This is a genomic window from Hymenobacter miniatus, assembly GCF_016427455.1.
Taxonomy (GTDB): Bacteria; Bacteroidota; Bacteroidia; order Cytophagales; family Hymenobacteraceae; genus Hymenobacter; species Hymenobacter armeniacus.
The window spans coordinates 267,599-289,435 of the sequence record NZ_JAELXR010000002.1; the positions used below are offsets into that span (position 1 = coordinate 267,599).

The window sequence follows — 21,837 nt, forward strand, 5'->3', positions numbered from 1 at the left end:
GAAGTGAAAGTAGGCCAGGGGAAACGCGGAACCGAACACAAAACCAAATATTTTGTTTTAGCCCCGCGATTGGTCTGGCTGCCTATACGAAGGCCAACGCCAGGGGTTGAGCTTAGCAATAAATTTTCCGCAACGCCACGGCCGGAAAGTGCCCCTGAACCACGGGCGTGCCTGGTTCCGCCCGGGGCGGCGTAGATTCGCCCTTCTGCTGCCCGGCCCCATGAGAAAGCTCCTGCCCCTATACCTTGCCCTGCTGCTGGCCCCGGCCTGCCGCCGCAACGCGGCGCCCGCTGCCGCCTCGTCCGATTGCATCGACCCGGCCAAAGTAAATCCCGGCGGCATTTGCACCATGGAATACAACCCCGTGTGCGGCTGCGACGGCAACACCTACGCCAACGCCTGCGTGGCCGGCAACGCCGGCGTGCGCTCCTTCACCAAAGGCCCCTGCCCGGAAGCCCAGCCCAAATAACCCGTTCCTCACCGTTGACCTCTGCCCAAGCCCGCTACCGCGACTTCTGCCGCACCGCGCCCGACGTGCCGGTGTTTGCGCAGGCGTGGTACCTGGACGCGTGCCGCGAAGGCGGCGCCTGGGATGTGGTGCTGGCCGAAGAAAACGGCCGTGTGGTGGCCGCCCTGCCCTATTTTTTTAAGCAAAAAGGGCCTTTCCGCTACGCCACCATGCCGCCGTTTGTGAAGTGGCTGGGGCCGTACGTGCTGCCCGAGTTTCGGGGGGTGCCCAAGAAGGAGCATGTGCTGTTGGAGGAGCTCATCAGGCAGCTGCCCCCGCTGGCGGCTTTCAAGCAGAACTTTTACCCCACCAGCACCAACTGGCTGCCTTTTTACTGGCAGCAATTCCGGCAAACCACCTACTACACCTACCGCCTCCATGACGTGCACAACCTGGCGCAGGTGGAGGCCGGCCTCAACCGCAACATCCGGCGCAACCTGCAGAAGGCCCGGGAACAGGTGCGGGTGGTGCACGACCTGGGCCCCGAGCGGTTTTACGAGGTCAACAAAATGAGCTTTGACCGGCAGGGACTGCCCATGCCCTACTCGTGGGCGCAGTTTGAGCGGCACGATGCGGCGCTGGCGGCCAACGGCGCCCGGCAGCTGTTCTTCGCCGTGGATGCGCAGGAGCGCATCCACTCGGCGGCGTACCTCATCTGGGACCAGCAGGCGGCTTATTACCATCTTTCGGGCGACGACCCGGCCCTGCGCGACAGCGGCGCCGGCATCCTGCTGATTTGGGAAGCCATTCGATACGCCAGCGAGGTGCTGGGGCTGGCCTGCTTCGACTTTGAGGGCAGCATGCTGCCGGCGGTAGAGCGCATTCGGGTGCAGTTCGGGGCGGTGCAGACGCCGTATTTCTTTGTGTGGAAATACAACTCGCGGCTTTTTGAACTGTTGGAACGCGTGAAGCCGTAGAGACAATAATTTTAAGAACGGTCATGCTGGGCGCGGTCGAAGCATGACCGCTCTATCTGAAAACCTTATTCTGTTCTTCCAATGTCCGAAAAACGCTACGTTCTGAACCCCTCCCCTTTCATCGTGCCCACCACCGACGGCAAGCTCATCGAAGAGCACGTGGGCGGGGCCAGCACCGGCACGACCGCCTACAGCCTAGCGCACATGGTGGCGCCGCCGCACTGGAGCGAGCCCCACCAGACGCCCACTTTCGATGAAATCACGATTGTGGTGCGGGGCCGGAAGCGGTTTGAAATCGACGGCGACGTGGTGGAACTGCAGGCCGGGCAGGCGCTGCTCATCAAGGGCGGCGCGCGGGTGCGCTACTCCAACCCGTTTGAGGCAGAGTGCGAGTACTGGTCTATCTGCGTGCCGGCGTTCAGCCCCGACACCGTGAACCGCGAGGCGGAATAGCTGCGGCCGTATTCTTCGCTCAATCAGTACATTTAGCCTCATGGACCAACGCATCATCGACCTTTTTGACGAATACACCCACGCCCCGCTGTCCCGCAAGGACTTCATGGAGCGGCTGGTGAAACTGGCCGGCGGCACGGCCCTGGCGTTTTCGGCCCTCTCGGTGCTGGAGCCCGGCTACGCGGCCGCCGCCACGGTAGCGCCGGCCGCCGACGACCTCGAAACCGAAGACGTGAGCTGGCCCGGCGACGGCGCCACCGTGCGCGGCTACCTGGTGCACCCCAAAGGCAAGAAAAAGCGCGGCGCAGTGGTCGTCATCCACGAAAACCGCGGCCTGACGCCCCACATCAAGGACGTGACGCGGCGCGTGGCGCAGGCCGGCTACCTGGCCCTGGGCGTAGACGCGCTGAGCGTGGCGGGCGGCACGCCGGCCGATGAGGAAGAGGGCCGGAAGCTTATCGGGCAGCTCGACCCGCTGAAAAACCTGAACAACTACCTCGCCGCCCTCACCTATCTGCGCGGCCGGCCCGACTGCAACGGCCGCACCGGCGCCGTGGGCTTCTGCTGGGGCGGCGGCCTGGTGAACCAGCTGGCCGTGCACGACCCGAAGCTCGACGCCGGCGTGGCCTACTACGGCGCCCAGCCCAAGGCCGAAGACGCACCCAAGATTAAGGCCAGCATGCTGCTGCACTACGGCGGGCTCGACCAGCGCATCAACGCCGGCATTCCGGCCTACGAAGCGGCCCTGAAAGCGGCCGGCACCAAGTACGAGCTGTACGTGTACGAGGGCGCCAACCACGCCTTCAACAACGACACCTCGCCGGCCCGCTACAACGCCGAAGTGGCCAAACTGGCTTGGGACCGCACCTTGAAACTATTCAAGGAAAAACTGGGCTAGCCGGGCAACCGCGCCGTTTTTAGCGGCATCTTTGCGGTATCGCCCCGGTATTGATGTCGCGTAAGAAGCTACCTCTTCTCTTAGTTGCGCTGGCGTGCAAAGTCAGCAGCAGCATGGCCCAAAGCCAGCCGACCCCGGCCCGGCAACCGGCCCCCGACCCTGACTATCAGGAATTGACGGTGCCCGTGCCGCGTGCCGTGTCCCTGGTCACGGACGTGGCGGCGGCGCTGTTTTCGCGCAGCCCCGAGGGCAAGAACAAGGTGCAGGACATTGTAGACCGCCGCCGCAAACGCTCCGAGACGGGCGACCAGAGCCTAAAAGTCAGCATTCCGAAAAACGGCCTGACGCGCACGCTGGGGCTGGTGGAGTAGAGCGCTACCGTAGCGCCTCACCCCCCAGCCCCCTCTCCTAAGGGAGAGGGGGTGCCAGCCGACTGCTTGCGTTAGGCCCCCCTCTCCTTTGGGAGAGGGGCCGGGGGCGAGGCGCCCGCTTGTCTCTACTGCGGCTTCGCAGCCGCTGGCAGGGGCTTGCGGGGCAACTTCTGGTCGCGCATGGCGGCGTCATACACAAAGCTGGCCACTACCACGGAAGCCTGCTTGAGGTCGTCGGCGATGAGGCGGTCGTAGGTGTCCTGGTTGGTGTGGTGGGTGACGGGGAAGTAGTCAAGGCCGTCTTGAATGAACTGGAAACCGGGCAGGCCCACGGCGTCGAAGGCGATGTGGTCGGTGCTGCCGGTGTTGCGCAGCGTCACGGTGCTGGCACCGAGGTCGGCGAAGGGCGCCAGCCACTGCTGGAAAATGGGCGCTACGGCCTCGTTGCCCTGGGCGTAGATGCCGCGGATTTTTCCGCCGCCGTTGTCCAGGTTGAAGTAGGCCGCCAATTTTTCGTGCTCGGGCTTGAGCTGCATGGTGGCGGGGTCGGCAAAGTGGTTTTTCACGTAGCCGCGCGAGCCGTGCAGGCCTTCCTCTTCCTCGCCCCACAGGGCAATGCGGATGGTGCGGCGCGGCTTCAGGCCGGTGGCTTTGAGGATGCGGACGGCCTCCATCATCACGGCGCAGCCGGCCGCGTTGTCGGTGGCGCCGGTGGCGGCGTGCCAGGAGTCGAGGTGGCCGCCGAGCATCACCACTTCCGATTTCAGCTTTTTGTCGGTGCCGGGAATTTCGGCTACCACGTTATAGCCCTTCAAATCCTGGGTTTGGAAGCGGGTTTTGGTTTCCATCTCCACTTCCACCGGCACGCCGGCCTCCACCAGCCGGATGAGGCGCAACTGGTCTTCGGGCGCGGTTTCGATTTCGGGCAGCGCGGGCTTGGCGTCGGCAGCGTAGGGCGCGCCGTTGCTGGTGTTGAAGGTGCCGTAAATGCCGCCGCGGGCGCTGAGCACGCCGGCCGCGCCTTCGGCCACCAGCATATCGGCCACGGCGGTGCGCAGGGCGGCCATGGCTTTGCGGCTGGCCAGCATAGCGGCGTCGGGGGCGGTGCGGGCAGGGGTGCTGGCCGGCTCAGTCATCTTCTTCAGGTCTTCGTCGGTATAGCGGCGGATGGCGCCTTCGGTGGCGGGCTTGAGGGGCGCGGCCACGCTCATCACCACAATTTTGTCGCGCAGCTGGCCTTTGTACTGGGCCAAGTCGGCCTCGGTGGCGGCTTTCATCACCACCACTTGCTTGCGCACGGGGCCGGGCGTGCTGGGCGTCCAGGCCTTTGGGATGCCCACCAGGGCGTGGTAGTAGGGCGCCGTCATGGCCACGTAGGATTTCTCAATATCCCAGCCGCGGCCGAAGTCGCCCCAGGCTTCGATGTTGGCGTTCGTGAGGCCGTACTTGGCCAGCTGAGCCTTGGTCCACTCATTGGCGCGCTTCAGGCCGTCGGAATTGGCGAGGCGCGGGCCGTTCACGTCGGTGAGGTAGAAGGCCGTTTCCATCACCTTGGAGCGGTTCATGCCCTCGTCGCGGATTTTGGCCAGAGCCGCCGCATCGAGCTTTTCGGTGGTTTGGGCAATGGCGGGCGCCAGGTTGGCTAGCAGTCCGGCCAGAGTCAGGAGCGCAAGTTTGTTCATTGAATGAGCTGTAAGGAGGTTTTTCCGTCTCTAAGGTAGGCAATACTGAAGGGGCGCCACAGCCCATGAACGCTTCTCAAGCGCCATAAAACGCCTTTTGGCACGAAATGCCGCGATGGTATCGGCGGTTCGGTCTGGCAATTCGGCCGCTTGGTCGGTGCCCGGCGCCTGCCCGTCCAGCTTGGCTTTTTCGGCCGCTTTTCGGCCGGTCGTTTGCAAATACCCTGGCAGAACGAATCGATTCACCCCTTCTGGCGCCCGCTGCCTGCAGCACACGAGCCCAACCTTATTAACCCTCCCATCCCTCACCTTCTTCATTCAGAAATCATGAAAGCCTCCTTGTTTTCCCTCCTCGCCGCCGCTGCCCTGTTCACGTCGTCTGCCGCCTTCGCCGCCGAAGGTCCTTTCGACCATCGCTACGACGACCGCAACAGCAAAGACTTCAACTACGGCTACGACCGCAACCACCGCGTGACCGCCGCCGAAAAAGCCCGCTGGGAAGCCGCCCACCGCAACGACCGCCGCGACAACGATGACCACTTCGACCGCAACCAGAACTATGGCTACGACCGCAACCACCGCGTAACGGCCCAGGAGCGGGCCCGCTGGGAAGCCCAGCAGCGCGCCCAGCGCGAAGCCCAGGAACGGGCGCAGCGGGAAGCGCAAATCCGGGCGCAACGGGAAGCGCAAATCCGGGCGCAGCGCGAAGCCCAGGAACGTGCCCGCTGGGAGGCGGCCCACCGCCAGTACGGCCGCCGCTAAGTGCCTGCCGCTCTAACCCCGCCGCTAAAGTCCCGTTCTATGCTCTGGAACGGGGCTTTTTCGCGGTAAATCCGTAAGCTCCCCTTTTTTTCAATTTCTCACCCCACTTTCAACATGAAAAAGTACCTGTTGCCCCTGTTCGCCGCGTTCGCCTTCACCGTTGGCACCGCCGCTGCGCAAACCTCCCCCACCACTTCCCCCGACGCCGCTGGCATGCAGGGCCCGGGCCGCGGCTACGGCCGTATGCAAGGCTCGCCCGAAGAAATGGCCAAGCGCCAGACCGAGCGCATGACCCAGGAGCTGGGCCTTAGCTCCGACCAGGCCGCCAAAGTGCAGCAAATCATGATGGCCCGCGGCCAGGAAATGCAGTCGATGCGCGGCCAGATGGCGGGCGGCGACCGCGAAGCCATGCGCACCCAGATGCAGGCCATGCGCACCAAGTACGACGCCCAGTTTAAGGAAGTGCTGACCGCCGACCAGTACACCAAATACACCGCCATGGAAGCCGACCGCATGAACCGCGGCGGCGGCCGTGGCATGGGCGGCCCCGGCATGGGCGGCCCCGACGGCGCCGGCATCGACAAGATGAAGGCCAAAACCGACGATGGCGACAAAATCAAAGCCAAAGAAGACAAGCTGAAAATCAAGGAAGCCAAGGCCAAGGCCAAAGCCGACAAGGTGAAGGTGAAAACCGACAAGTAGGCCTTCGCGCAGCCCATGGGCACAAAAAAGCCCCGCTCAGCTGAGCGGGGCTTTTTTGTGCCCATGGGCGGCCGGGATGTTGTTCGGGCCTAGGCGTCCAGCCCGCGGCTGATGCCCATTTCGAGGCCCCGCAGCTCGGCCAGGCCGCGCAGGCGGCCGATGGCCGAGTAGCCGGGGTTGGTTTTCTTGTTGAGGTCGTCGAGCATCTGGTGGCCGTGGTCGGGGCGCATGGGCAGGCTCACGCCGCGCCGGCGCATGGCCAGCACCAGCTCGCGCATCACGGCGTACATGTCCACGTCGCCTTCCAGGTGGTTGGCTTCGTAGAAATTGCCGTCGGCGTCGCGCTGGGTGCTGCGCAGGTGGATGAAGTGAATGCGCTCGGCAAACTGACGCACCATGGCGGGCAGGTCATTATCAGCCCGCACGCCAAAGGAACCGGTGCAGAAGCACAGCCCGTTGGCGGGAGAGGGCACGGCGGCGGCCAAGGCGGCTACATCGGCCGCAGTACTCACCACGCGCGGCAGGCCCAGAATGGGATACGGCGGGTCGTCGGGGTGAATGGCCAGGTTGATGCCCACCGCCTCGGCCACCGGCACAATTTCCTGTAGAAACTGAATCAGGTGCTCGCGCAGCCGGGCCGCGTCGATGCCCTGGTAGGCATCAAGCGCCTGCTGAAACTGGGCCAGCGTGAAGCTTTCCTCGCTGCCCGGCAGGCCGGCAATGATGTTGCGCTGCAGCAGCTGGCGCTCGTCGTCGCTCATGGCGGCGAGGCGGGCTTCGGCCCGGGCCAGTTCCTCGGCGGTGTAGTCCTGGGCGGCATTTTGCCGCTTCAGCAGCAGCGCATCGAAGGCCACGAAGGCGGCTTTTTCGAAGCGCAGGGCCCGGGAGCCGTCTTCCACCTCGTAGGCCAGGTCGGTGCGCGTCCAGTCCAGCACGGGCATGAAATTATACGTCACCGTGAAGATGCCGCAGGCCGCCAGGTTGCGCAGGCTCTGCTGGTAGTTGGCGATGTAGCGCTGGAAGTCGCCGGTGCGGGTTTTGATGTTTTCGTGCACGGGCACGCTTTCCACCACGCTCCACGCGAGGCCGGCGGCGGCCACTTCGGCCTGACGCTTGGTGATTTCTTCTACGGACCAGACCTGGCCGTTGGGGATGTGGTGCAGGGCCGTCACCACGTCGGTGGCGCCGGCCTGGCGGATGTCGGCCAGGCTCACGGGGTCGTTGGGGCCGTACCAACGCCAGCTTTGAATGATGGGCATTTTATGGCAGGAGTTGTAGAGACGCAATACGTTGCGTCTCGTCGTTGCTGATGTTGTTAGGTCTGCGCGGTTACGTTTTGCAGGCGGCGCGGTGCCGGACGTTCAACGGCGAGACGCAATATGTTGCGTCTCTACATTGTTCCGCGGTCCAATTATACCCCGCTGAAGGCATTAAAACCGCCATCTACCACCACCGTTTCGCCGTTCACGAAGCGGGAGGCGTTGCTGAGCAGGTAGATGAGCGTGCCGGTCAGCTCTTCGGGCTCGCCGAAGCGCTGGAAGGGCGTGTGGTCGATGAACTTGCGGGCACGGTCGGTGTGCGAGCCATCGGCGGCCACGAGCAGGCTGCGGTTTTGCTCGGTCAGGAACACGCCGGGCGCAATGGCATTCATGCGGATGCCGCCGCCGTAGCGCTGGCCCAGCTCGTTGGCCATCCAGCGGGTATAGCCCTCAATGGCCGTTTTGGCCAGGGTGTAGCCCATCACGCGGGTGAGCGGACGCTGGGCCGTGAGCGAGGAAATGTTGACGATGGACCCCGTGCCCTGCCCCGCCATCACGCGGCCAAACACGGTGGTCGGAATCACGGTGCCGAACAGGTTCAAATCGACGGCGCGGCGGGTGTCCTCAATGCCCACGTCGAACAGGTTCTGGTCGGGGCCCACGGTGGCGCCGGGCATGTTGCCGCCCGCCGCGTTCACCAGCCCGTCGATGCGGCCCCAGGCGGTCATGATTTTGTCGCAGGCAGCGCGCATCTGGGCCGGGTCGAGCACGTCGCCGAGCACCACCAGCGCTTCGCCGCCAATGGCCCGAATGGCCTCGGCCCGCGCCTGGGCCCGCGCGGCGTTGCGGCCCAGAATGGCCACTTTGGCGCCCGCCTCGGCCACGGCCAGCGACATGGAAGCGCCCAGCACCCCGGTGGCCCCGGTGATGACGACGATTTTATCTTCTAACGAGAATTGATTCGGCATACTTAAAGGGTGGTAGACTTTTAAAATGTGGCGCAACTGAATAAGGTGGGCGTCGTGTCGCGGCTGCGCTCGGCATGACGCCTCATATGGCCCCCCTACGGCAGCAGCTCCACCGTGCCTTCGAGGCGGATGTCGTCGGAGGCGCTGCCCACCATCAGGTTGAAGGTGCCGGGCTCGGCGGCCCACTGCAGCTGGTTGTTGTAGAAAGCCAGCTTGTTCGGGTCGAGGGTGAAGGTGATGGTTTGGCTTTTGCCGGGCTTGAGGCTGACTTTGCGAAAATCCTTCAGCTCCTTGAGCGGGCGCACCACCGAGGCCACGGGGTCGCGGAGGTAGAGCTGGGCCACCTCCTCGCCGGTCACTTTGCCGGTGTTGGTGAGCGTGAAGCTGACCTGCACCGACTCGCCGGCTTTGAGCTGCGGGCGGCTAATGTTGAGGTCGGAGTACTTGAAGGTGGTGTAGCTCAGGCCGTGGCCGAAGGCGTAGCGCGGCGTGCTGGGCGCGTCGATGTAGGCCGATTTGTAGCGAATGTCGCCCGGCTTGGTGACGGGGCGGCCGGTGTTGTACTGCTGGTTGTAGGCAATGGGAATCTGGCCCACGTTGCGGGGGAAGGTGATGGGTAGCTTGCCCGCGGGGTTGTAGTCGCCGTAGAGCACGTCGGCCAGGGCCAGGCCGCCTTCCGAGCCGGGCCACCAGGCGTAGAGAATGGCATCGGCCTGCTCGGCAATGGCGTCAAAAATGAGCGGACGCCCGCCAAACACCACCACGGCCACCGGCTTGCCCGTGGCCTTCAGGACTTTGAATAGTTCTTCCTGCACGCCGGGCAGGTGGATGTCGGTGCGCGACTTGGCTTCGCCGCTCATGTCCCAGGCTTCGCCCACGGCCAGCACCACGAGGTCGGCGTTGCGGGCCGTGGCCACGGCCTGCTCGAAGCCGGCGCGGCTGTCGCCGGTCACCGCACAGCCCTTGGCGTACAGCACCTCGGTGGCTTTGCCGGCGCGCTGGCGCAGGCCGTCGTAGAGCGAGGTGATGCGCGTGGTGTCGGTGTCCACGGTCCAGCTGCCGTTGAGGTCGCGCTTAGCCTTGGCCACGGGGCCGATGAGGGCAATGCGGCGCAGCTGCTTGATGAGGGGCAGCGTGGCGCGCTCGTTTTTCAGCAGCACCAGCGACTTTTTGGCCATCTGGCGGGCGGCGGCGCGGTTTTGCGGGTCGGCCAGCACTTGCTGCTCGCGCTTCTCATCCGAGAAGCGGTAAGGGTCGTCGAACAGGCCCAGCTCAAATTTCTTGCGCAGAATGCGGCGCACGGCGTCGTCCACCACTTCCATTTTCACCTTGCCGCTCTGCACCAGCTGGGCCAGGTTCTGGCTGTACACGTCGGCTTCCATGTCCATATCGGAACCCGCCGTGATGGCTTTTTGGGCTGCATCCTTCTTGTCAGCGGCGTAGCCCCAGGTCACCAGCTCGCCGATGGAGCCCCAGTCGCTCACCACGAAGCCGGGGTACTGCCACTGGCCTTTCAGGACGTCGCGCTGCAGGTAGCTGCTGCCGGTGGCCGGCACGCCGTTCAGGGTGTTGAAGGAGTTCATGAACGTGGCCACGCCGGCATCGGCGGCGGCCTTGAAGGGCGGCAGGTAGGTTTCCCAGAGCTGCTGGGGGCTGAGGTCCACGGCGTTGTAGTCGCGCCCGCCGATGGCGGCCCCGTAGGCGGCGAAGTGCTTGGCGCAGGCCATAACGGCATCGGTGCCGCCCAGCTTTTCGCCCTGAAAACCCAGCACGCGGGCTTTGGCAATCTGGGAGCCGAGGTAGGTGTCTTCACCAGCGCCTTCCATCACGCGGCCCCAGCGCGGGTCGCGGCCCACGTCAACCATGGGCGCAAACGTCCAGTGAATGCCCGAAGCAGCCGCCTCGCGGGCGGCCACGTGCGCGCCCAGCCGAATGGCGTCGAGGTCCCAGGAAGCGGCCTCGCCCAGCGGAATCGGGAAGGTGGTCTGGTAGCCGTGAATGACGTCGAGGCTGAAAAGCAGCGGGATTTTGAGGCGCGACTTCAGCGCTTCGGCCTGAATTTCGCGCGTGTCCTTCACCCCTTTCACGTTCAGCATGGAGCCCACTTTGCCGCTGCTGATGCTGCTGAGCAGGGTGCTTTTGCGGTCGCTGGCCGGGCCAGTTACTTCTCGGCCGGAATACTGGTTGAGCTGGCCCACTTTCTCTTCCAGGGTCATCTGGGCCAGCAGCGCCGTCACGCGCTGGTCGATGCTGGCATTGGCGGAAGGCGCGGGCGCGGCGGTCTGGGCCAGGGAGGCGGCGCCGGGCAGCAGCAGGCCCAGCACCAGAAGCGGCTTGGTAAGCAAACGAGTCATTCGGAAAGCGGAAAAAAGCCACCGGAGCGGCCGGAAAAAAGTGCGAATACTGGCGGCCACCGGCCATAGCGCCCCCGCCCGAGGCTTCCGTTGTACGTTCCCACCATCACCAGGAAGCAGCGGGTAAACCGGGAGAGCTATGTTGAGAATGGGTGTTTCGGGCCGGCGGCCGCCAGCTATACGCAGTGCCCTGGCGGGCAGAGAAGAGAGTGGGTTGGTTAATTTTTGCGGGAAGGGTGGCGTTGCAGGGCCTGCATGGCGGCCGCGTAGCGCCGGCCCAGCAGCCGGGCCGAAGCCGCGTTGAAATGCGTGTGGTCGCCGATGTCGGCCGTGCCCTCGGCGCCGATGTAGGAATAGTTGGAAACCTGAGCTGCTAGTGCCGCCACGGCTTGGTTGACGCGCCGGGCGGCTTCGTTCGGGTGCGGCTGGCCGTCGGGGCCGGCTTTGTTTATCTGAAAAGCGGGCAGCTGCCCGGCCACGAAGGGCACACCGGGCTCCCGCAGGTCGGTACGCAGCTGCGCAATCAGCGCCTGGAGCTTCTGCTCGTACGCGGCGCTTTTTTCGGGGGTGCTGTCGGTTTCGCCCTGGTGCCAGATGATGCCGGCCAGCGTGCCCGTGCGCAGGGCCGTGCGGGCGCGGGCCAGGGCATCGTCGTAGGGATGGGTTTTGGTGCCTTCGAAGTAGGCGCCGGGCACCCAGGCGTCGATGCCGGAGCCGCCCACCGCGCACGGAATCAAACCAATGGTGAGGCCGGGGGCCTGCGCCGCCATCAGCCGGCCGAAGCTCAGGCCCGGCCCCACGCCGGCAATGGCCTTATCGAAGTGAAGGGGGTCCTGGGCCACTTCCCACTGCCCGGCCGGGTTCAGCCGCAGCACGCGCGCGTTGGGCACGGTGTCCTCGGCTTCTACCAGGCCGCGCCCGGCCATGTTCGACTGGCCGATGAGCAGGTAGAGGCGGAACTTCTCCTTTCTAGCAGGCGGCGTTGCGGCTTGGCGCAGGCGCGGCTTCAGGGCTTGCGCGCGCAGCCCGGTCGTTGGCAGCAGGGCCACGAGCAGGAAGTATAGCAGAGGCAAGCGGCAGGAATTCATGGAACGGAATAAAGACGCAATATTTTGCGTCTTGTCGTTACTGATGTTGTTTAGGGAGCGCGGGTCTGGGGGTCGGAGCGGTTCCAGTCGTTCAACGAAGAGACGCAACATGTTGCGTCTCTACCTCGGTTTGGCAATTATTGCGGCTGGCGCTGGTCGAAGAAATCGGCCAGGTGGTACATCTGCTGGTTGAGCTCGCGCATCTTGTCCAGCAGCGGCGGGTAGGGCTCCAGGTAGTTGTCCACGATGCCCTTGTTGGCGTTGGTGTTCGAGGGCTCGGCGCCCACCAGGGTGGGGTCGTTGTCCTGGTACTTGAACCAGTGCCAGCCCACGCAATTCTTCGATTCGAGCAGGCCCAGCGTGAAATTCTGGTAAAACTGGCCGCGGTCGGCCTGGGTCTTCACCACCCAGCCGGCGCCGGCGGTGTTGGCCAGGCCGGGGGCATCCTCCCCTTTCACGTACCATTCCGTCACCATGAAGGGCTTGCCGGCGAAAAGCTCCCAGTCGCGCACCCAGGTTTTTTCGGGCGTCCAGTTGTTGTAGTAATTGATGCTCACCACGTCGAGGTACTTGCCGGCCACTTTCATCAGCTCGGGGTAGTAGCGCTGGGCGCCGTGGAAGCGGCAGCCGAGGTACATGTGGTTGGGGTCGTACTTTTTCATGGCCGTGGCCACGATGCTGAAGTAGCGGTCGGCGGCGTAGGCCAGGAAGTCCTGCCGGTTCTGGTCGGTAATGGTTTCGAGGGTGATGTTGCGCTCGTCGGCCCACTTTTTGGCGGCCTGGTAGCCGGGCTCGGTGGTGGGCAGCTTGAGGTAGCCGTCGAGATTTTTGCGCAGCAGCGGCATCTCGTTGTCGGAGAAATAGCCGAAGAGGTTTTTGTCCTTCTTGTTGCTGGCCAGAAATTTGGCCCGCTCCTCCACGTACTCGGCAAAGCCGGGGTCGAAGGTAAAAATCACGTCGTTGGGGTAGCCTTTGTGGCCGGGCTGCACGTAGGTGCCGCCGCGCTTGCTGCCGTAGCCGCTCATCAGGTCCAGGTTGATGGTGTAGGCCAGCGGCTGGTCGGCCTTCTGGTTTTCGGCCTGAATCTCCTTGGTGGCCGACCACGCCCCCGCCCCATTAAAGCCATTGGCAAACAGAAATTTGCGGGTGGCCGTCATCCAGCCGGCGCGGTCGGTGTACTTATCGGCCAGGGCCTTTTTGGTGCGCTCCGAGCTGCCGGGCTGCACGTCGTTCGGGGCGTTGTGCAGGAAGTAGTAGCCGTCGGGGTCCACGGCCCACCAGCGGCCGTCCACCTTCTTCACGTAGAAGAAGCCGGTGGCCTTGGTCTTCTTGTCGAGGCGCCCGCCGTACTTGTCCAGCTTCACGGTGGCGGGCTTGAAGCCCTGCAGCGTGGCCACGGTGCGCGTGGGGTAGTTCTTGTACTCCGTAAAGCCCGCCTTGCCGTCGACGGTGGAGTTGTTGATGGTTTTCTTGGCGGCCACGCGCAGGGTGTATTCGGCGCTGTCGCGGGAGGCGGTTTGGGCGTGGGCAGTGTAGCTGAACAGGCAAAAACCAGCAGCTAGAATCTGCTTAGATGGCAGACGATGTAGAGACGCATATTTGCGTCTCGTCGTTGAACTATCGCCGTCGATTGTGCGGACGACGAGACGCAAATATGCGTCTCTACGAGTGGCGGACTCAAACATCATTTTCCGTCGTATTTAGTTGCCATCTGCCGGTAGTAATCCTGCAGCACATAAAACGCTTTCTTCTTCACGCCGGTGCTCGAAATCAGCCCCTTGCGGTTGAAGCCGTTCTGATACACCGGGTGCTGGCGGCGGGTGGCACGGAAGTCGGCCAGAATCCAGGGCGTCATGCCGCGCAGGCCCTTGATGGTACTCAGCATCTTGAGCTGGTTCACGTAGAGCGCCTCCTGGTACTCCTCGCTCCAGCGGGTTTCGGCATCGCCGTGGTAGCCGGCCAGCGCATCGCCGCCAAACTCACTGATGACCACCGGCTTGTTGTACTTGATGTCGAAGGTGTACTTCGTGATTTCGCTCGGGCTGCCGCCCCAGTACCAGCCGGCGTACTCGTTAAAGCTGGTCAGGTCCAGCGACTCGCCCAGCTGGTCGTCCACGTGCACCACGTTGTCGGGGGTGCGGTGCAGCTCCAGGGCGGCCGCAATCAGGCGGGTGTCGTCGAGGGCGCGGGCTTTGGCCACCAGGCTGGTCATGAATTTCAGACGGGGGTCGCCGAGCGGCGTTTCGTTGCCCACGCTCCACACCACCACGCTGGCGCGGTTTTTCCCCATCGAAATCAGGTCCGAGAGCTGGGCTTCGGCGTTTTGGTAGGTGGCGGGGTTTTCCCAGGCAATGGTCCAGTACACGGGCACTTCGGCCCACACCAGCAGGCCCATCTCGTCGGCCAGCTTCAGCATGGCTTCGTTGTGCGGGTAGTGGGCCAGGCGCACGTAGTTGCAGCCCAGCTCCTTGGCCCAGGTGAGCAGCATGCGCAGGTCGCCCTCGCCGCGGGCCCGGCCCGGAATCAGCGGGTTCTCGTCGTGCATCGAAATGCCGCGCATGAAGATGGACTTGCCGTTGAGCAAAATGTCCTGCCCGCGGGTCTGGATGGTGCGAAAGCCGATGTTGTCGGTCACGGCGTCGGCGCCGCTGCTCAGCCGCACCGCATACAGCTTGGGGCTTTGCGGCGACCACAGCTTGAGCTTTTTGGCCGGCAGGCTGAACGCGGCGCGGCCGTCGGCATCGGTCTTCAAGGTTTGCTTAATGCCTGCTTCGGCAATGGTCAGCGTCACGGCCTGGTTGGCCTTGGCGGGGCCGTCGAGCTGCACGTAGCCGGCCAGCTTGGTGGGGTCGTTTTTGGCCAGCTGCACCTTGTAGTCCACCACGAAGGTTTCGGGCGCTTCGGCCACGAAGACGTCGCGCGTGATGCCGCCGTAGTTCCACCAGTCGGTGTTGATGGTCGGGACTTCCTCGGCGTGGCGGGTGTTGTCGGCCTTCACCACCACGAAGTTGTCGCCGGTGGCGCTCAGCTGGCTGGTGATGTCGTACTGAATGGGCGTGAAGCCGCCCTTGTGCATGCCCAGCTTCTTGCCGTTGAGGTAGATGTGCGCCTCGTAGTTGATGGCCCCGAAGTACAGGAAGTAGCGCTTGCCGGCCGCGGGCTTCAGGCTGAAGCTCTTCTTGTACCAGATGGTGCCTTCGTAGTACAGCAGCTTGGGGTCCTGCGAGTTCCAGTCGCCGGGCACCATCAGGCCCGCCGATTGGTCGAAGTCGTACTCAATCAGCTCCGGCTCCTGCCTGGAGCTGGGCTTGGCATTGTCGTAGTAGCCGCCTTTGCCGGTTTTCGACTGGTCGAACGCCATGCGGCGGTAGTCGTAGAAGCCGTTTTCGTAGGGGTCGATGATGTAGTTCCAGCGGCCGTTGAGGCTGAGCACCTTGCGGCCCGGCGCGTGCTGAATGAGGGTCTGGGCCGGGGCCGCCGGGGCGGCAGCGAAACCGGCGGCGCACAGCAGCGCCGCCAGCAGCCGCTTCATCGGGGAAAGAAAGGTCATGGGCAAGGAAGGAAGTGGGAAGGCAGAAAAAATGGCGAGTGGATGAGGCGACAGCCCCGGCCCTTGCAGAGGCCATTGGGGGCTGTCGCGGGCTCATCGCCTCACCATTTTTCCATGTGGCCTAGTTGTAGCCCGGGTTCTGGGTCAGAATCGGGTTGGTTTGGATTTCCTGCACCGGCAGGGGGAAAAGCAGGTCGTTCGGGTCGATGCGGACCGCGGAGTTGTAGCGGGCAAAGAAGGCGTTCATCACCGGAATGGCACGGTCGGTGCGCACCAGGTCGAACCAGCGGTGGCCTTCGAAGTTGAGCTCCAGGCGGCGCTCCAATTCGATGCGGTCGCGCAGGGCGGTTTGGCTGATGGTGGCCGGCAGGTCGACGGTGGCGTTGGCCGTGGCCACGGGCAACCCGCGCGAGCGGCGGATGACCTGGTTGATGGCCGCCAGGGCGGCGTTGGGGCCGGTGGCCTCGTTCACAGCCTCGGCGTACATGAGCAGCACGTCGGCTTGGCGCAGCACTATCCAGTCGTTTTCGGCGTCGGTGGCCGCGGTGGGGTTGTCGATGTACTTCTTGGTGTAGTAGCCCAACGTGGCCGCCGAGCCCGTGGGCAGCACGTACGACGTGGCGGCGCGCACGTCGGATGCGCCGCTGGCCGTGAAGGCGGCAATCAGGTCGTTGTCCACGGTGTTGAACTGCTGGCCGGTGAAGGCCGCGCCCAGCAGGGCCGTCGACTGCGTGGTGCCGTAGGCGGGCATAAACCACGTGGTGAAGGCGCTGCCCAGGCCCAGCGTGCCCTTGGTGTAGCGCGCCGCGAAAATGATTTCGCTGTTCATCTCGTTGGTGGTGGCGAAGATGTTGGCGTAGGTGGCCTGCAGGGCGTAGGTGGTGCCGGTAGCTAGCGGCTGCAGCTTGTCGGCGGCGGCCTGATATTTCTTCTGCGTCAGCAGCACTTTGCCAAACAGCGCCGTGGCGGCGCCCTTGGTGGCGCGGCCCAGGTTGGTGGTGCCGGTGTAGGTCACGGGCAGGTTTTTTTCGGCAAAGTCGAGGTCCTGCTCAATCTGGGCATACACCTCGGCCACCGGCCGGCGGCCAAAGGCGTAGGCGTCCTGAATGGCCTGCAACTCCTGCGTCACCAGCGGAATGTCGCCCCAAATGCGCACGGCGTTGAAATACGTCAGGGCCCGCAGGAAGCGCACCTCGCCGTAGTAGCGGTTGCGGGTGGCATCGGTGAGCTTCACGGCGCCGGCGCGGCTGAGGATGAGGTTGCAGCGCGCAATGGTGCGGTACGTCGAGAGCCAGTAGCTCTGGATGTGCTGGTTGTCGCTGAAGAGCGTGAAGTCGTTGAACTCGTTCAGGCGCTCGCCCGAGGTCACGGTGTAGCTGTTGTCCGACGGAATTTCGGCGAAGATGAACCAGCCGCGGCTGCCGCCCGCCCGCCCGTAGAGGTCCTGCAGCGACGAGTACGCCGCCGTCACGCCGGTGAGGATGCTCAGCGAGTCCTTGTAGCTCTCCGTGGTGGGCACGCGCGTGGGGTCGTTCAGTTCGATGAAGTCCTTCTGGCACGAGGTGGTGCCCAGCACGCCCAGCCCCAGCACCGTGGCCACGGCCGCGCCCGAGAAAAATTGATTGAAAGTCATGGCGGGAATTAATTAATAGTTATTAGTTGCTGGTTGTCAGTTGTTAGCGGGCTGCAATTGTCGCTTTACACTGACAACTGACAACCAGCAACTGACAACCAACTAGAAGCCGACCTGCAGGCCCAGCGTGACGGTGCGGTTCATGGGGTAAGAACCCTGGTCGACGCCGTAGGTGGGGTTGGTGGTGTTGCCGTAGTTGTTGGCTTCGGGGTTGTAGCCCACGTACTTGGTGAAGGTGTACAGGTTCTGCACCGAGGTGTAGACGCCGGCGGTTTGCAGGCCGGCTTTCTTGGCCCAGCCCACGGGCAGGTTGTAGCGCAAGGTCACGTTGCGGATGCGCAGGAACGAGCCGTCCTGAATGAAGTAGGAGTTGAACTGGGTGCGCAGCGAGGTGGCGGTGGTGGCAAAGGGGGTTTTGCCGTCGCCGGGGTTGTCGGGGCTGCGCCAGCGGTCCACCAGCTGCACGCGGCCGTTGGTCTGGCCGGGGGCGTTGAAGGTGTACCGGTCGCCGGCGTACAGCACGTCGTTGCCCTGCGAGCCCTGCAGCGTGATGGCCAGCGACAGGTCCTTGTAGCCAAACGTGTTTTGCAGGCCGTAGGTGAAGTCGGGGAAGGGGTTGCCGATGACGCCGATGTCGAGCGAGTTAATCTGGCCGTCGCCGTTCACGTCCTTGAACTTGAAGTCGCCCGGCTGCACGGCCAAGGTGCTGCCCGTCCACTTAGGGCTGCCGTCCACGTCGGCCTTGTCGCGGTAAATGCCTTCCTGCTGGTAGCCGTAGAACACGCCCAGCGGCTGGCCCGGCACCACCCGAATGGAGCTGGTGTAGCCAAACACGGCGTCGAAGGTGATTTGCTCGTTGGCGCCGGCCAGGGCAATTACCTGGTTGCGGTTCAGGGAGACGTTGAGGGCCGTGTTCCAGGTGAAGGGGCCGTTCACGATGTTGGCCGTGTTGAGCTGGAATTCCAAGCCGCGGTTGCGCACCTCGCCCACGTTGGCCAGGGCCCGCGACGAGTAGCCCAGAATGGCCGGGATGTTGCGGTTGAGCAGCAGGTCGGTGGTGTTGCGCTGGTAGGCGGCCACGGTCAGGTAGATGCGGTCGCGGAACAGGCCGAAGTCGAAGCCGGCGTCAAACTGGGTGTTAGTTTCCCAGCCCAGGTTGCGCAGGGCCAGGCCGTTGGGGGCAAAGCCGTAGTTGCGCACGCCGTTGCCGTTGCCAAACACGTAGTTGGCGGCCGTCTGGTAGCTCTGGTAGTTGTAGTCGCCGATGTTGTTGTTGCCCGTCACGCCGTAGGAGGCGCGGAACTTCAGCTCCGAAATGGCCGGAATGCCCTTGATGAAGGTTTCCTCGCCGGCGCGCCAGGCCAGGGCCACCGAGGGGAACGTGGCGTAGCGGTTGTCGGGGCCGAAGCGCGAGGAGCCGTCGGTGCGCAACGCGGCCGTCAGGATGTAGCGCTCCTTGAAGGAGTAATCGACGCGGCCGAAGAGGGAAACCAGCGAGTTGGCCGAGTAATTGGTTTGGCCGAAGAGCTGGCCGGCTGCCGTGGCGTACTCGATGTCGGGCGTGGTGTAGGTGCCGGTCTGGCCCAGCACGGTGCTGCCCTCGTTCTGGTTGTACTGGGCCGAGTAGCCGGCCAGCAGGGTCACGTCGTGGTCGGCGCCCAGCTTGCGGTTGTAGGTGGCCGTGTTTTCCCACACCCAGTTCAGGTTGGTGTTGTTCACCTGCCGGGCGTCGATGTTGTTGAGGATGGGGTTCGAGAGGTTGGCGCTGGCGTTGTTCACGGTGCTCAGCGTGGCCGGCACGTAGATGGCGCGGCGGTTGTTTATCAGCTCGGCGCCGAAGTTGGTGCGCAGGTTCAGGCCCTTGAGTAGTTCAAAATCCAGGAAGGCCGAGCCCAGCCCGCGCACCGAGCTGGTGCGGTCCTTATACAGGTCGATGGTGGCCACGGGGTTGAGCAGGTCGCCGGGCGTGGTCACGCCCGAGCCCGAGTTGCGGATGGCGCCGTAGTCGCCGTTGGCCAGGTACACCGGGATGATGGGCGGCAGAATCAGGGCCGCCGTCACGATGGCCGTTTCGCCGCCGGGGCCGCCCCCCGAGATGTTGCCGCCGTTGTAGCTGCCCGAAATCGGCTTCACGTCGGTGCGCGAGAAGTTGGGGGCCAGGCTCAGGCCCAGCTTCAGCTTCTTGCTCAGCTGCGCGTCGTAGTTGGCGCGCAGGGCGAAGCGGTCGAAGCCGGTGTTCTTCACCACGCCCTTCTGGTTGAAGTAGCTGCCCGAAATGTAGAAGCGCGACGAATTGGTGCCGCCCATGGCCGACAGCTGGTACTGCTGCTGCGTGCCGGTGCCAAAAATCTCGTTCTGCCAGTCGGTGTTCGGCAGCTCGGGCGCGCCGGGCGCCAGCTGGGCCGGCAGGGCGCGGTTGCCGTTTCGGAAAGATTCGCGCAGGTAGTCCAGGTACTGCTCCCGGTCCATCAGGTCCACCTTTTTGGCCACGTTCACCACGCCGGCGTTGGCCGTGAAGTTGAAGCGGGTTTTGCCGTCGTTGCGGCCGCGCTTGGTGGTCACAATCACGATGCCGTTGCCGCCGCGCGAGCCGTAGATGGCGCAGGCCGCCGCATCCTTTAGAATCTGAATGCTTTGAATGTCGCCGGGCGGAATCTGGTTGTAGCTGTCGGCGCTGTTGAGCGGGTAGCCGTCCACCACGTACAGCGGCGAGTTGCCGGCCGAAATAGAGCCCAGGCCGCGCACGCGAATCACGGCGCCCTGGCCGGGCTCGCCCGAGGGCTCCGTAATCTGGGCGCCGGCCACCAGGCCCACCAGGGCTTCGGACGGCGACGACACCGGAATCAATTCCACCTGCTTGGCCGAAATCGAGGAAATGGACGTGGCCAGCAGCTTCTTCTCCTGCACGCCGTAGCCCACCACCACCACTTCTTCCAGCGCCTTCGAGTCGGGCGCCAGCGTGGCGTTGATGGAGGTGCGGCCGTTCACGCTGGCTTCTTCGCTCAGGTAGCCCACGAAGGTGAAAACCAGCGTGGCGTTGTCGGGCGCTTTGATGGTGTAGCGGCCTTCCACGTCGGTCTGGGTGCCGTTGGTGGTGCCCTTCACGATGACGTTGACGCCGGGCAGGCCGGCGCCTTTCTCGTCCAGCACGCGGCCGGTAATGGTGATGTCGGCCTTCACCCCCCGGGCGGGTGCGGGCGCAGCGGCCAGGGCCAGGGTGGGGGCACTCAGCCCCAGGCTCAGCGCGGGCAGCAGCACCAGGGGCCGCAGGTAGCGCCGAAAATCGGGTCGTATAATTTCCGTCATGGTGGTGGGGTGGGTTTGGTGACGATGGGAGGGCCGCGGCGGGCGGTAGGCGGGCCGGCGCTGGCAGCAGAAAAAGTGGCCTAAAGCCAACAGCAAGCGCGGTCAGTGAAGACTTACCCAACCGATTGCCCTGCGAAGTACTGGATTCTTCTGGCCGATTGCAGCTAATGGCCAGGTCTTTATTTACGCAAACGTTTTCGGTAGCTGCGCCCAAAATGGCGGTTTTCCGGGGCCCAACCGTTAGGTTTGTGTATTGCGGCTTTGCCACTTGTTGTAGAAAATTGTCTCTTCTTTTCTTCCGTCTTCCCCCGTTCCTGCCATGACGCCCGTGAACCTGAAGTCGCTGGCCGAGCAACTCAACATGTCTATCGCCACGGTTTCCAGAGCCTTGCGCGACAGCCACGAAGTGTCCGAAGCCACCAAAGCGCGCGTGCGGGCCCTGGCCACGGCCCTCAACTACGAGCCCAACGCCTACGCCAGCAGCCTGCGCCGCAACCTGAGCAAGACCATCGGGGTCGTGATTCCGAAAGTGGCCAACCACTTTTTTGCCCTGGCCATCAACGGCATCGAGGAGGCCGCCCGCCAGAGCGGCTACCACGTCCTCATCTACCTCACCCACGACGACTACGCCCGCGAAGTGTCCATCGTGCAGCACCTCAAGGGCGGGCGCATCGACGGCCTGCTCATGTCGGTGGCCAGCGGCACCGAGGACTTTGCCCACCTCAAAAGCCTGCAGGAAACCAACCTGCCCATCGTGTTTTTCGACCGCGTGTGCGCCGAAGTGCCCACCGCCAAAGTGACCACCAACGACTACGAAAGCGGCTACCGCGCCACCGAGCACCTCATTCAGGCCGGCTGCCAGCACATTGCCCACCTGCTCATTTCCAACAACCTGTCCATCGGCCAGTTCCGGCAGCAGGGCTACCTCGACGCCCTGCAGGCCCACGGCCGGCCCCACGACCCCGACTTGGTGCTGTCCGGCGTGATGGACAACGAGCAAAACGTGGTGCTCATCCGCGAGCTGCTGGAGCGCCGGCCCGACATCGACGGCATCTTTGCCTCGGTCGAGCGGCTGGCCATCAGCACCTACCACGTGTGTCGCGAGCTGGGCCGCCGCATTCCGGAAGACATCAAAATCATCGGCTTTTCCAACCTGGAAGCCGCTTCGCTGCTCGACCCTCCCCTCTCCACCATCACGCAGCCGGCCTACGACATTGGGCGCGAAGCCGCCAAAATCCTGCTGCGCGCCGTGGAAAAGAAGAAGCCTGTGCTGCCCAACCAAAGCCTGGTGCTGGAGTCGACGCTGTTTGAGCGCGACTCCACGGCCCGCGGCTAAGCCGGCGCCGGGCTGTAAACGCACAAAGGCCCGCTCCTGCGCAGGAGCGG

17 protein-coding genes are annotated in these 21,837 nt (G+C 64.2%); 8 read left to right on the top strand and 9 right to left on the bottom strand.

Annotated elements, in window-relative coordinates; genetic code table 11:
• Positions 1–220: 220 nt before the first annotated feature.
• From JAO73_RS04255 to JAO73_RS04275, 5 genes are all read left to right on the top strand, one after another.
• Positions 221–469 carry a Kazal-type serine protease inhibitor family protein gene (locus JAO73_RS04255; protein ID WP_198975916.1) on the top strand — a complete coding sequence of 83 codons (249 nt, stop codon included), beginning with the start codon at positions 221–223 and terminating at the stop codon, positions 467–469.
• Between the two features lie 14 nt (positions 470–483).
• Positions 484–1,425, top strand: coding sequence for a GNAT family N-acetyltransferase (locus JAO73_RS04260; RefSeq protein WP_198975917.1), 942 nt, complete (start codon positions 484–486; stop codon positions 1,423–1,425).
• Positions 1,426–1,506: 81 nt separating this feature from the next.
• Positions 1,507–1,878, top strand: coding sequence for a cupin domain-containing protein (locus JAO73_RS04265; protein ID WP_198975918.1), 372 nt, complete (start codon positions 1,507–1,509; stop codon positions 1,876–1,878).
• 40 nt (positions 1,879–1,918) lie between these two features.
• Entirely contained in the window at positions 1,919–2,776 is an 858-nt protein-coding gene (locus tag JAO73_RS04270; protein WP_198975919.1) for a dienelactone hydrolase family protein, read from the top strand.
• 53 nt (positions 2,777–2,829) lie between these two features.
• Positions 2,830–3,147 carry a hypothetical protein gene (locus JAO73_RS04275; protein WP_198975920.1) on the top strand — a complete coding sequence of 106 codons (318 nt, stop codon included), beginning with the start codon at positions 2,830–2,832 and terminating at the stop codon, positions 3,145–3,147.
• 125 nt (positions 3,148–3,272) lie between these two features.
• On the opposite strand, the gene JAO73_RS04280 is transcribed toward JAO73_RS04275, so the two are convergent.
• On the bottom strand, positions 3,273–4,829 hold the full coding sequence (locus tag JAO73_RS04280; protein WP_198975921.1) for a M28 family metallopeptidase: 1,557 nt from the start codon (positions 4,827–4,829) through the stop codon (positions 3,273–3,275).
• Between the two features lie 327 nt (positions 4,830–5,156).
• Between JAO73_RS04280 and JAO73_RS04285 the strand changes: the two genes are divergently transcribed.
• Together JAO73_RS04285 and JAO73_RS04290 are read left to right on the top strand one after the other, a co-directional pair.
• Positions 5,157–5,591, top strand: coding sequence for a hypothetical protein (locus JAO73_RS04285; RefSeq protein ID WP_198975922.1), 435 nt, complete (start codon positions 5,157–5,159; stop codon positions 5,589–5,591).
• Between the two features lie 114 nt (positions 5,592–5,705).
• A complete protein-coding gene (locus JAO73_RS04290) occupies positions 5,706–6,293 on the top strand; it encodes a DUF4890 domain-containing protein (protein ID WP_198975923.1) in 588 nt (195 codons plus the stop codon).
• Positions 6,294–6,382: 89 nt separating this feature from the next.
• Here JAO73_RS04290 and uxuA read toward each other — a convergent pair whose 3' ends face one another.
• The 8 genes from uxuA to JAO73_RS04330 form a co-directional block, all read right to left on the bottom strand.
• On the bottom strand, positions 6,383–7,552 hold the full coding sequence (gene uxuA / locus JAO73_RS04295) for a mannonate dehydratase (RefSeq protein WP_198975924.1): 1,170 nt from the start codon (positions 7,550–7,552) through the stop codon (positions 6,383–6,385).
• A 152-nt stretch (positions 7,553–7,704) separates the two neighbouring features.
• Entirely contained in the window at positions 7,705–8,520 is an 816-nt protein-coding gene (locus JAO73_RS04300; RefSeq protein WP_198975925.1) for an SDR family oxidoreductase, read from the bottom strand.
• Positions 8,521–8,615: 95 nt separating this feature from the next.
• The gene (gene bglX / locus JAO73_RS04305) at positions 8,616–10,874 is read right to left on the bottom strand and encodes a beta-glucosidase BglX (RefSeq protein ID WP_198975926.1); all 2,259 of its coding nucleotides are present in this window, start codon (positions 10,872–10,874) and stop codon (positions 8,616–8,618) included.
• A 218-nt stretch (positions 10,875–11,092) separates the two neighbouring features.
• Complete coding sequence (locus JAO73_RS04310) at positions 11,093–11,962, bottom strand: sialate O-acetylesterase (protein ID WP_198975927.1); 870 nt, start codon at positions 11,960–11,962, stop codon at positions 11,093–11,095.
• Between the two features lie 137 nt (positions 11,963–12,099).
• Entirely contained in the window at positions 12,100–13,614 is a 1,515-nt protein-coding gene (locus JAO73_RS04315) for a hypothetical protein (protein ID WP_198975928.1), read from the bottom strand.
• Between the two features lie 32 nt (positions 13,615–13,646).
• Positions 13,647–15,512, bottom strand: coding sequence for a glycoside hydrolase family 2 protein (locus JAO73_RS04320; RefSeq protein WP_198975929.1), 1,866 nt, complete (start codon positions 15,510–15,512; stop codon positions 13,647–13,649).
• Between the two features lie 121 nt (positions 15,513–15,633).
• Positions 15,634–17,145, bottom strand: coding sequence for a RagB/SusD family nutrient uptake outer membrane protein (locus JAO73_RS04325; protein WP_198975930.1), 1,512 nt, complete (start codon positions 17,143–17,145; stop codon positions 15,634–15,636).
• 102 nt (positions 17,146–17,247) lie between these two features.
• Complete coding sequence (locus JAO73_RS04330) at positions 17,248–20,451, bottom strand: SusC/RagA family TonB-linked outer membrane protein (RefSeq protein WP_198975931.1); 3,204 nt, start codon at positions 20,449–20,451, stop codon at positions 17,248–17,250.
• A 319-nt stretch (positions 20,452–20,770) separates the two neighbouring features.
• Here JAO73_RS04330 and JAO73_RS04335 point away from each other — a divergent pair, with 319 nt between their 5' ends.
• Positions 20,771–21,787 (top strand): LacI family DNA-binding transcriptional regulator, encoded by a 1,017-nt coding sequence (locus JAO73_RS04335; protein ID WP_198975932.1) that lies wholly within the window; start codon positions 20,771–20,773, stop codon positions 21,785–21,787.
• Positions 21,788–21,837: the final 50 nt, after the last annotated feature.

What these genes read in the sequence shown, in the direction of transcription:
- JAO73_RS04255 (WP_198975916.1), top strand. Translation starts at nt 221, where the DNA reads ATGAGAAAGCTCCTGCCCCTATACCTTGCCCTGCTGCTGGCCCCGGCC.
- JAO73_RS04265 (WP_198975918.1), top strand. Translation starts at nt 1,507, where the DNA reads ATGTCCGAAAAACGCTACGTTCTGAACCCCTCCCCTTTCATCGTGCCC.
- JAO73_RS04270 (WP_198975919.1), top strand. Translation starts at nt 1,919, where the DNA reads ATGGACCAACGCATCATCGACCTTTTTGACGAATACACCCACGCCCCG.
- JAO73_RS04275 (WP_198975920.1), top strand. Translation starts at nt 2,830, where the DNA reads ATGTCGCGTAAGAAGCTACCTCTTCTCTTAGTTGCGCTGGCGTGCAAA.
- JAO73_RS04280 (WP_198975921.1), bottom strand. Translation starts at nt 4,829, where the DNA reads ATGAACAAACTTGCGCTCCTGACTCTGGCCGGACTGCTAGCCAACCTG.
- JAO73_RS04285 (WP_198975922.1), top strand. Translation starts at nt 5,157, where the DNA reads ATGAAAGCCTCCTTGTTTTCCCTCCTCGCCGCCGCTGCCCTGTTCACG.
- JAO73_RS04290 (WP_198975923.1), top strand. Translation starts at nt 5,706, where the DNA reads ATGAAAAAGTACCTGTTGCCCCTGTTCGCCGCGTTCGCCTTCACCGTT.
- uxuA (WP_198975924.1), bottom strand. Translation starts at nt 7,552, where the DNA reads ATGCCCATCATTCAAAGCTGGCGTTGGTACGGCCCCAACGACCCCGTG.
- JAO73_RS04300 (WP_198975925.1), bottom strand. Translation starts at nt 8,520, where the DNA reads ATGCCGAATCAATTCTCGTTAGAAGATAAAATCGTCGTCATCACCGGG.
- bglX (WP_198975926.1), bottom strand. Translation starts at nt 10,874, where the DNA reads ATGACTCGTTTGCTTACCAAGCCGCTTCTGGTGCTGGGCCTGCTGCTG.
- JAO73_RS04310 (WP_198975927.1), bottom strand. Translation starts at nt 11,962, where the DNA reads ATGAATTCCTGCCGCTTGCCTCTGCTATACTTCCTGCTCGTGGCCCTG.
- JAO73_RS04320 (WP_198975929.1), bottom strand. Translation starts at nt 15,512, where the DNA reads ATGACCTTTCTTTCCCCGATGAAGCGGCTGCTGGCGGCGCTGCTGTGC.
- JAO73_RS04325 (WP_198975930.1), bottom strand. Translation starts at nt 17,145, where the DNA reads ATGACTTTCAATCAATTTTTCTCGGGCGCGGCCGTGGCCACGGTGCTG.
- JAO73_RS04330 (WP_198975931.1), bottom strand. Translation starts at nt 20,451, where the DNA reads ATGACGGAAATTATACGACCCGATTTTCGGCGCTACCTGCGGCCCCTG.
- JAO73_RS04335 (WP_198975932.1), top strand. Translation starts at nt 20,771, where the DNA reads ATGACGCCCGTGAACCTGAAGTCGCTGGCCGAGCAACTCAACATGTCT.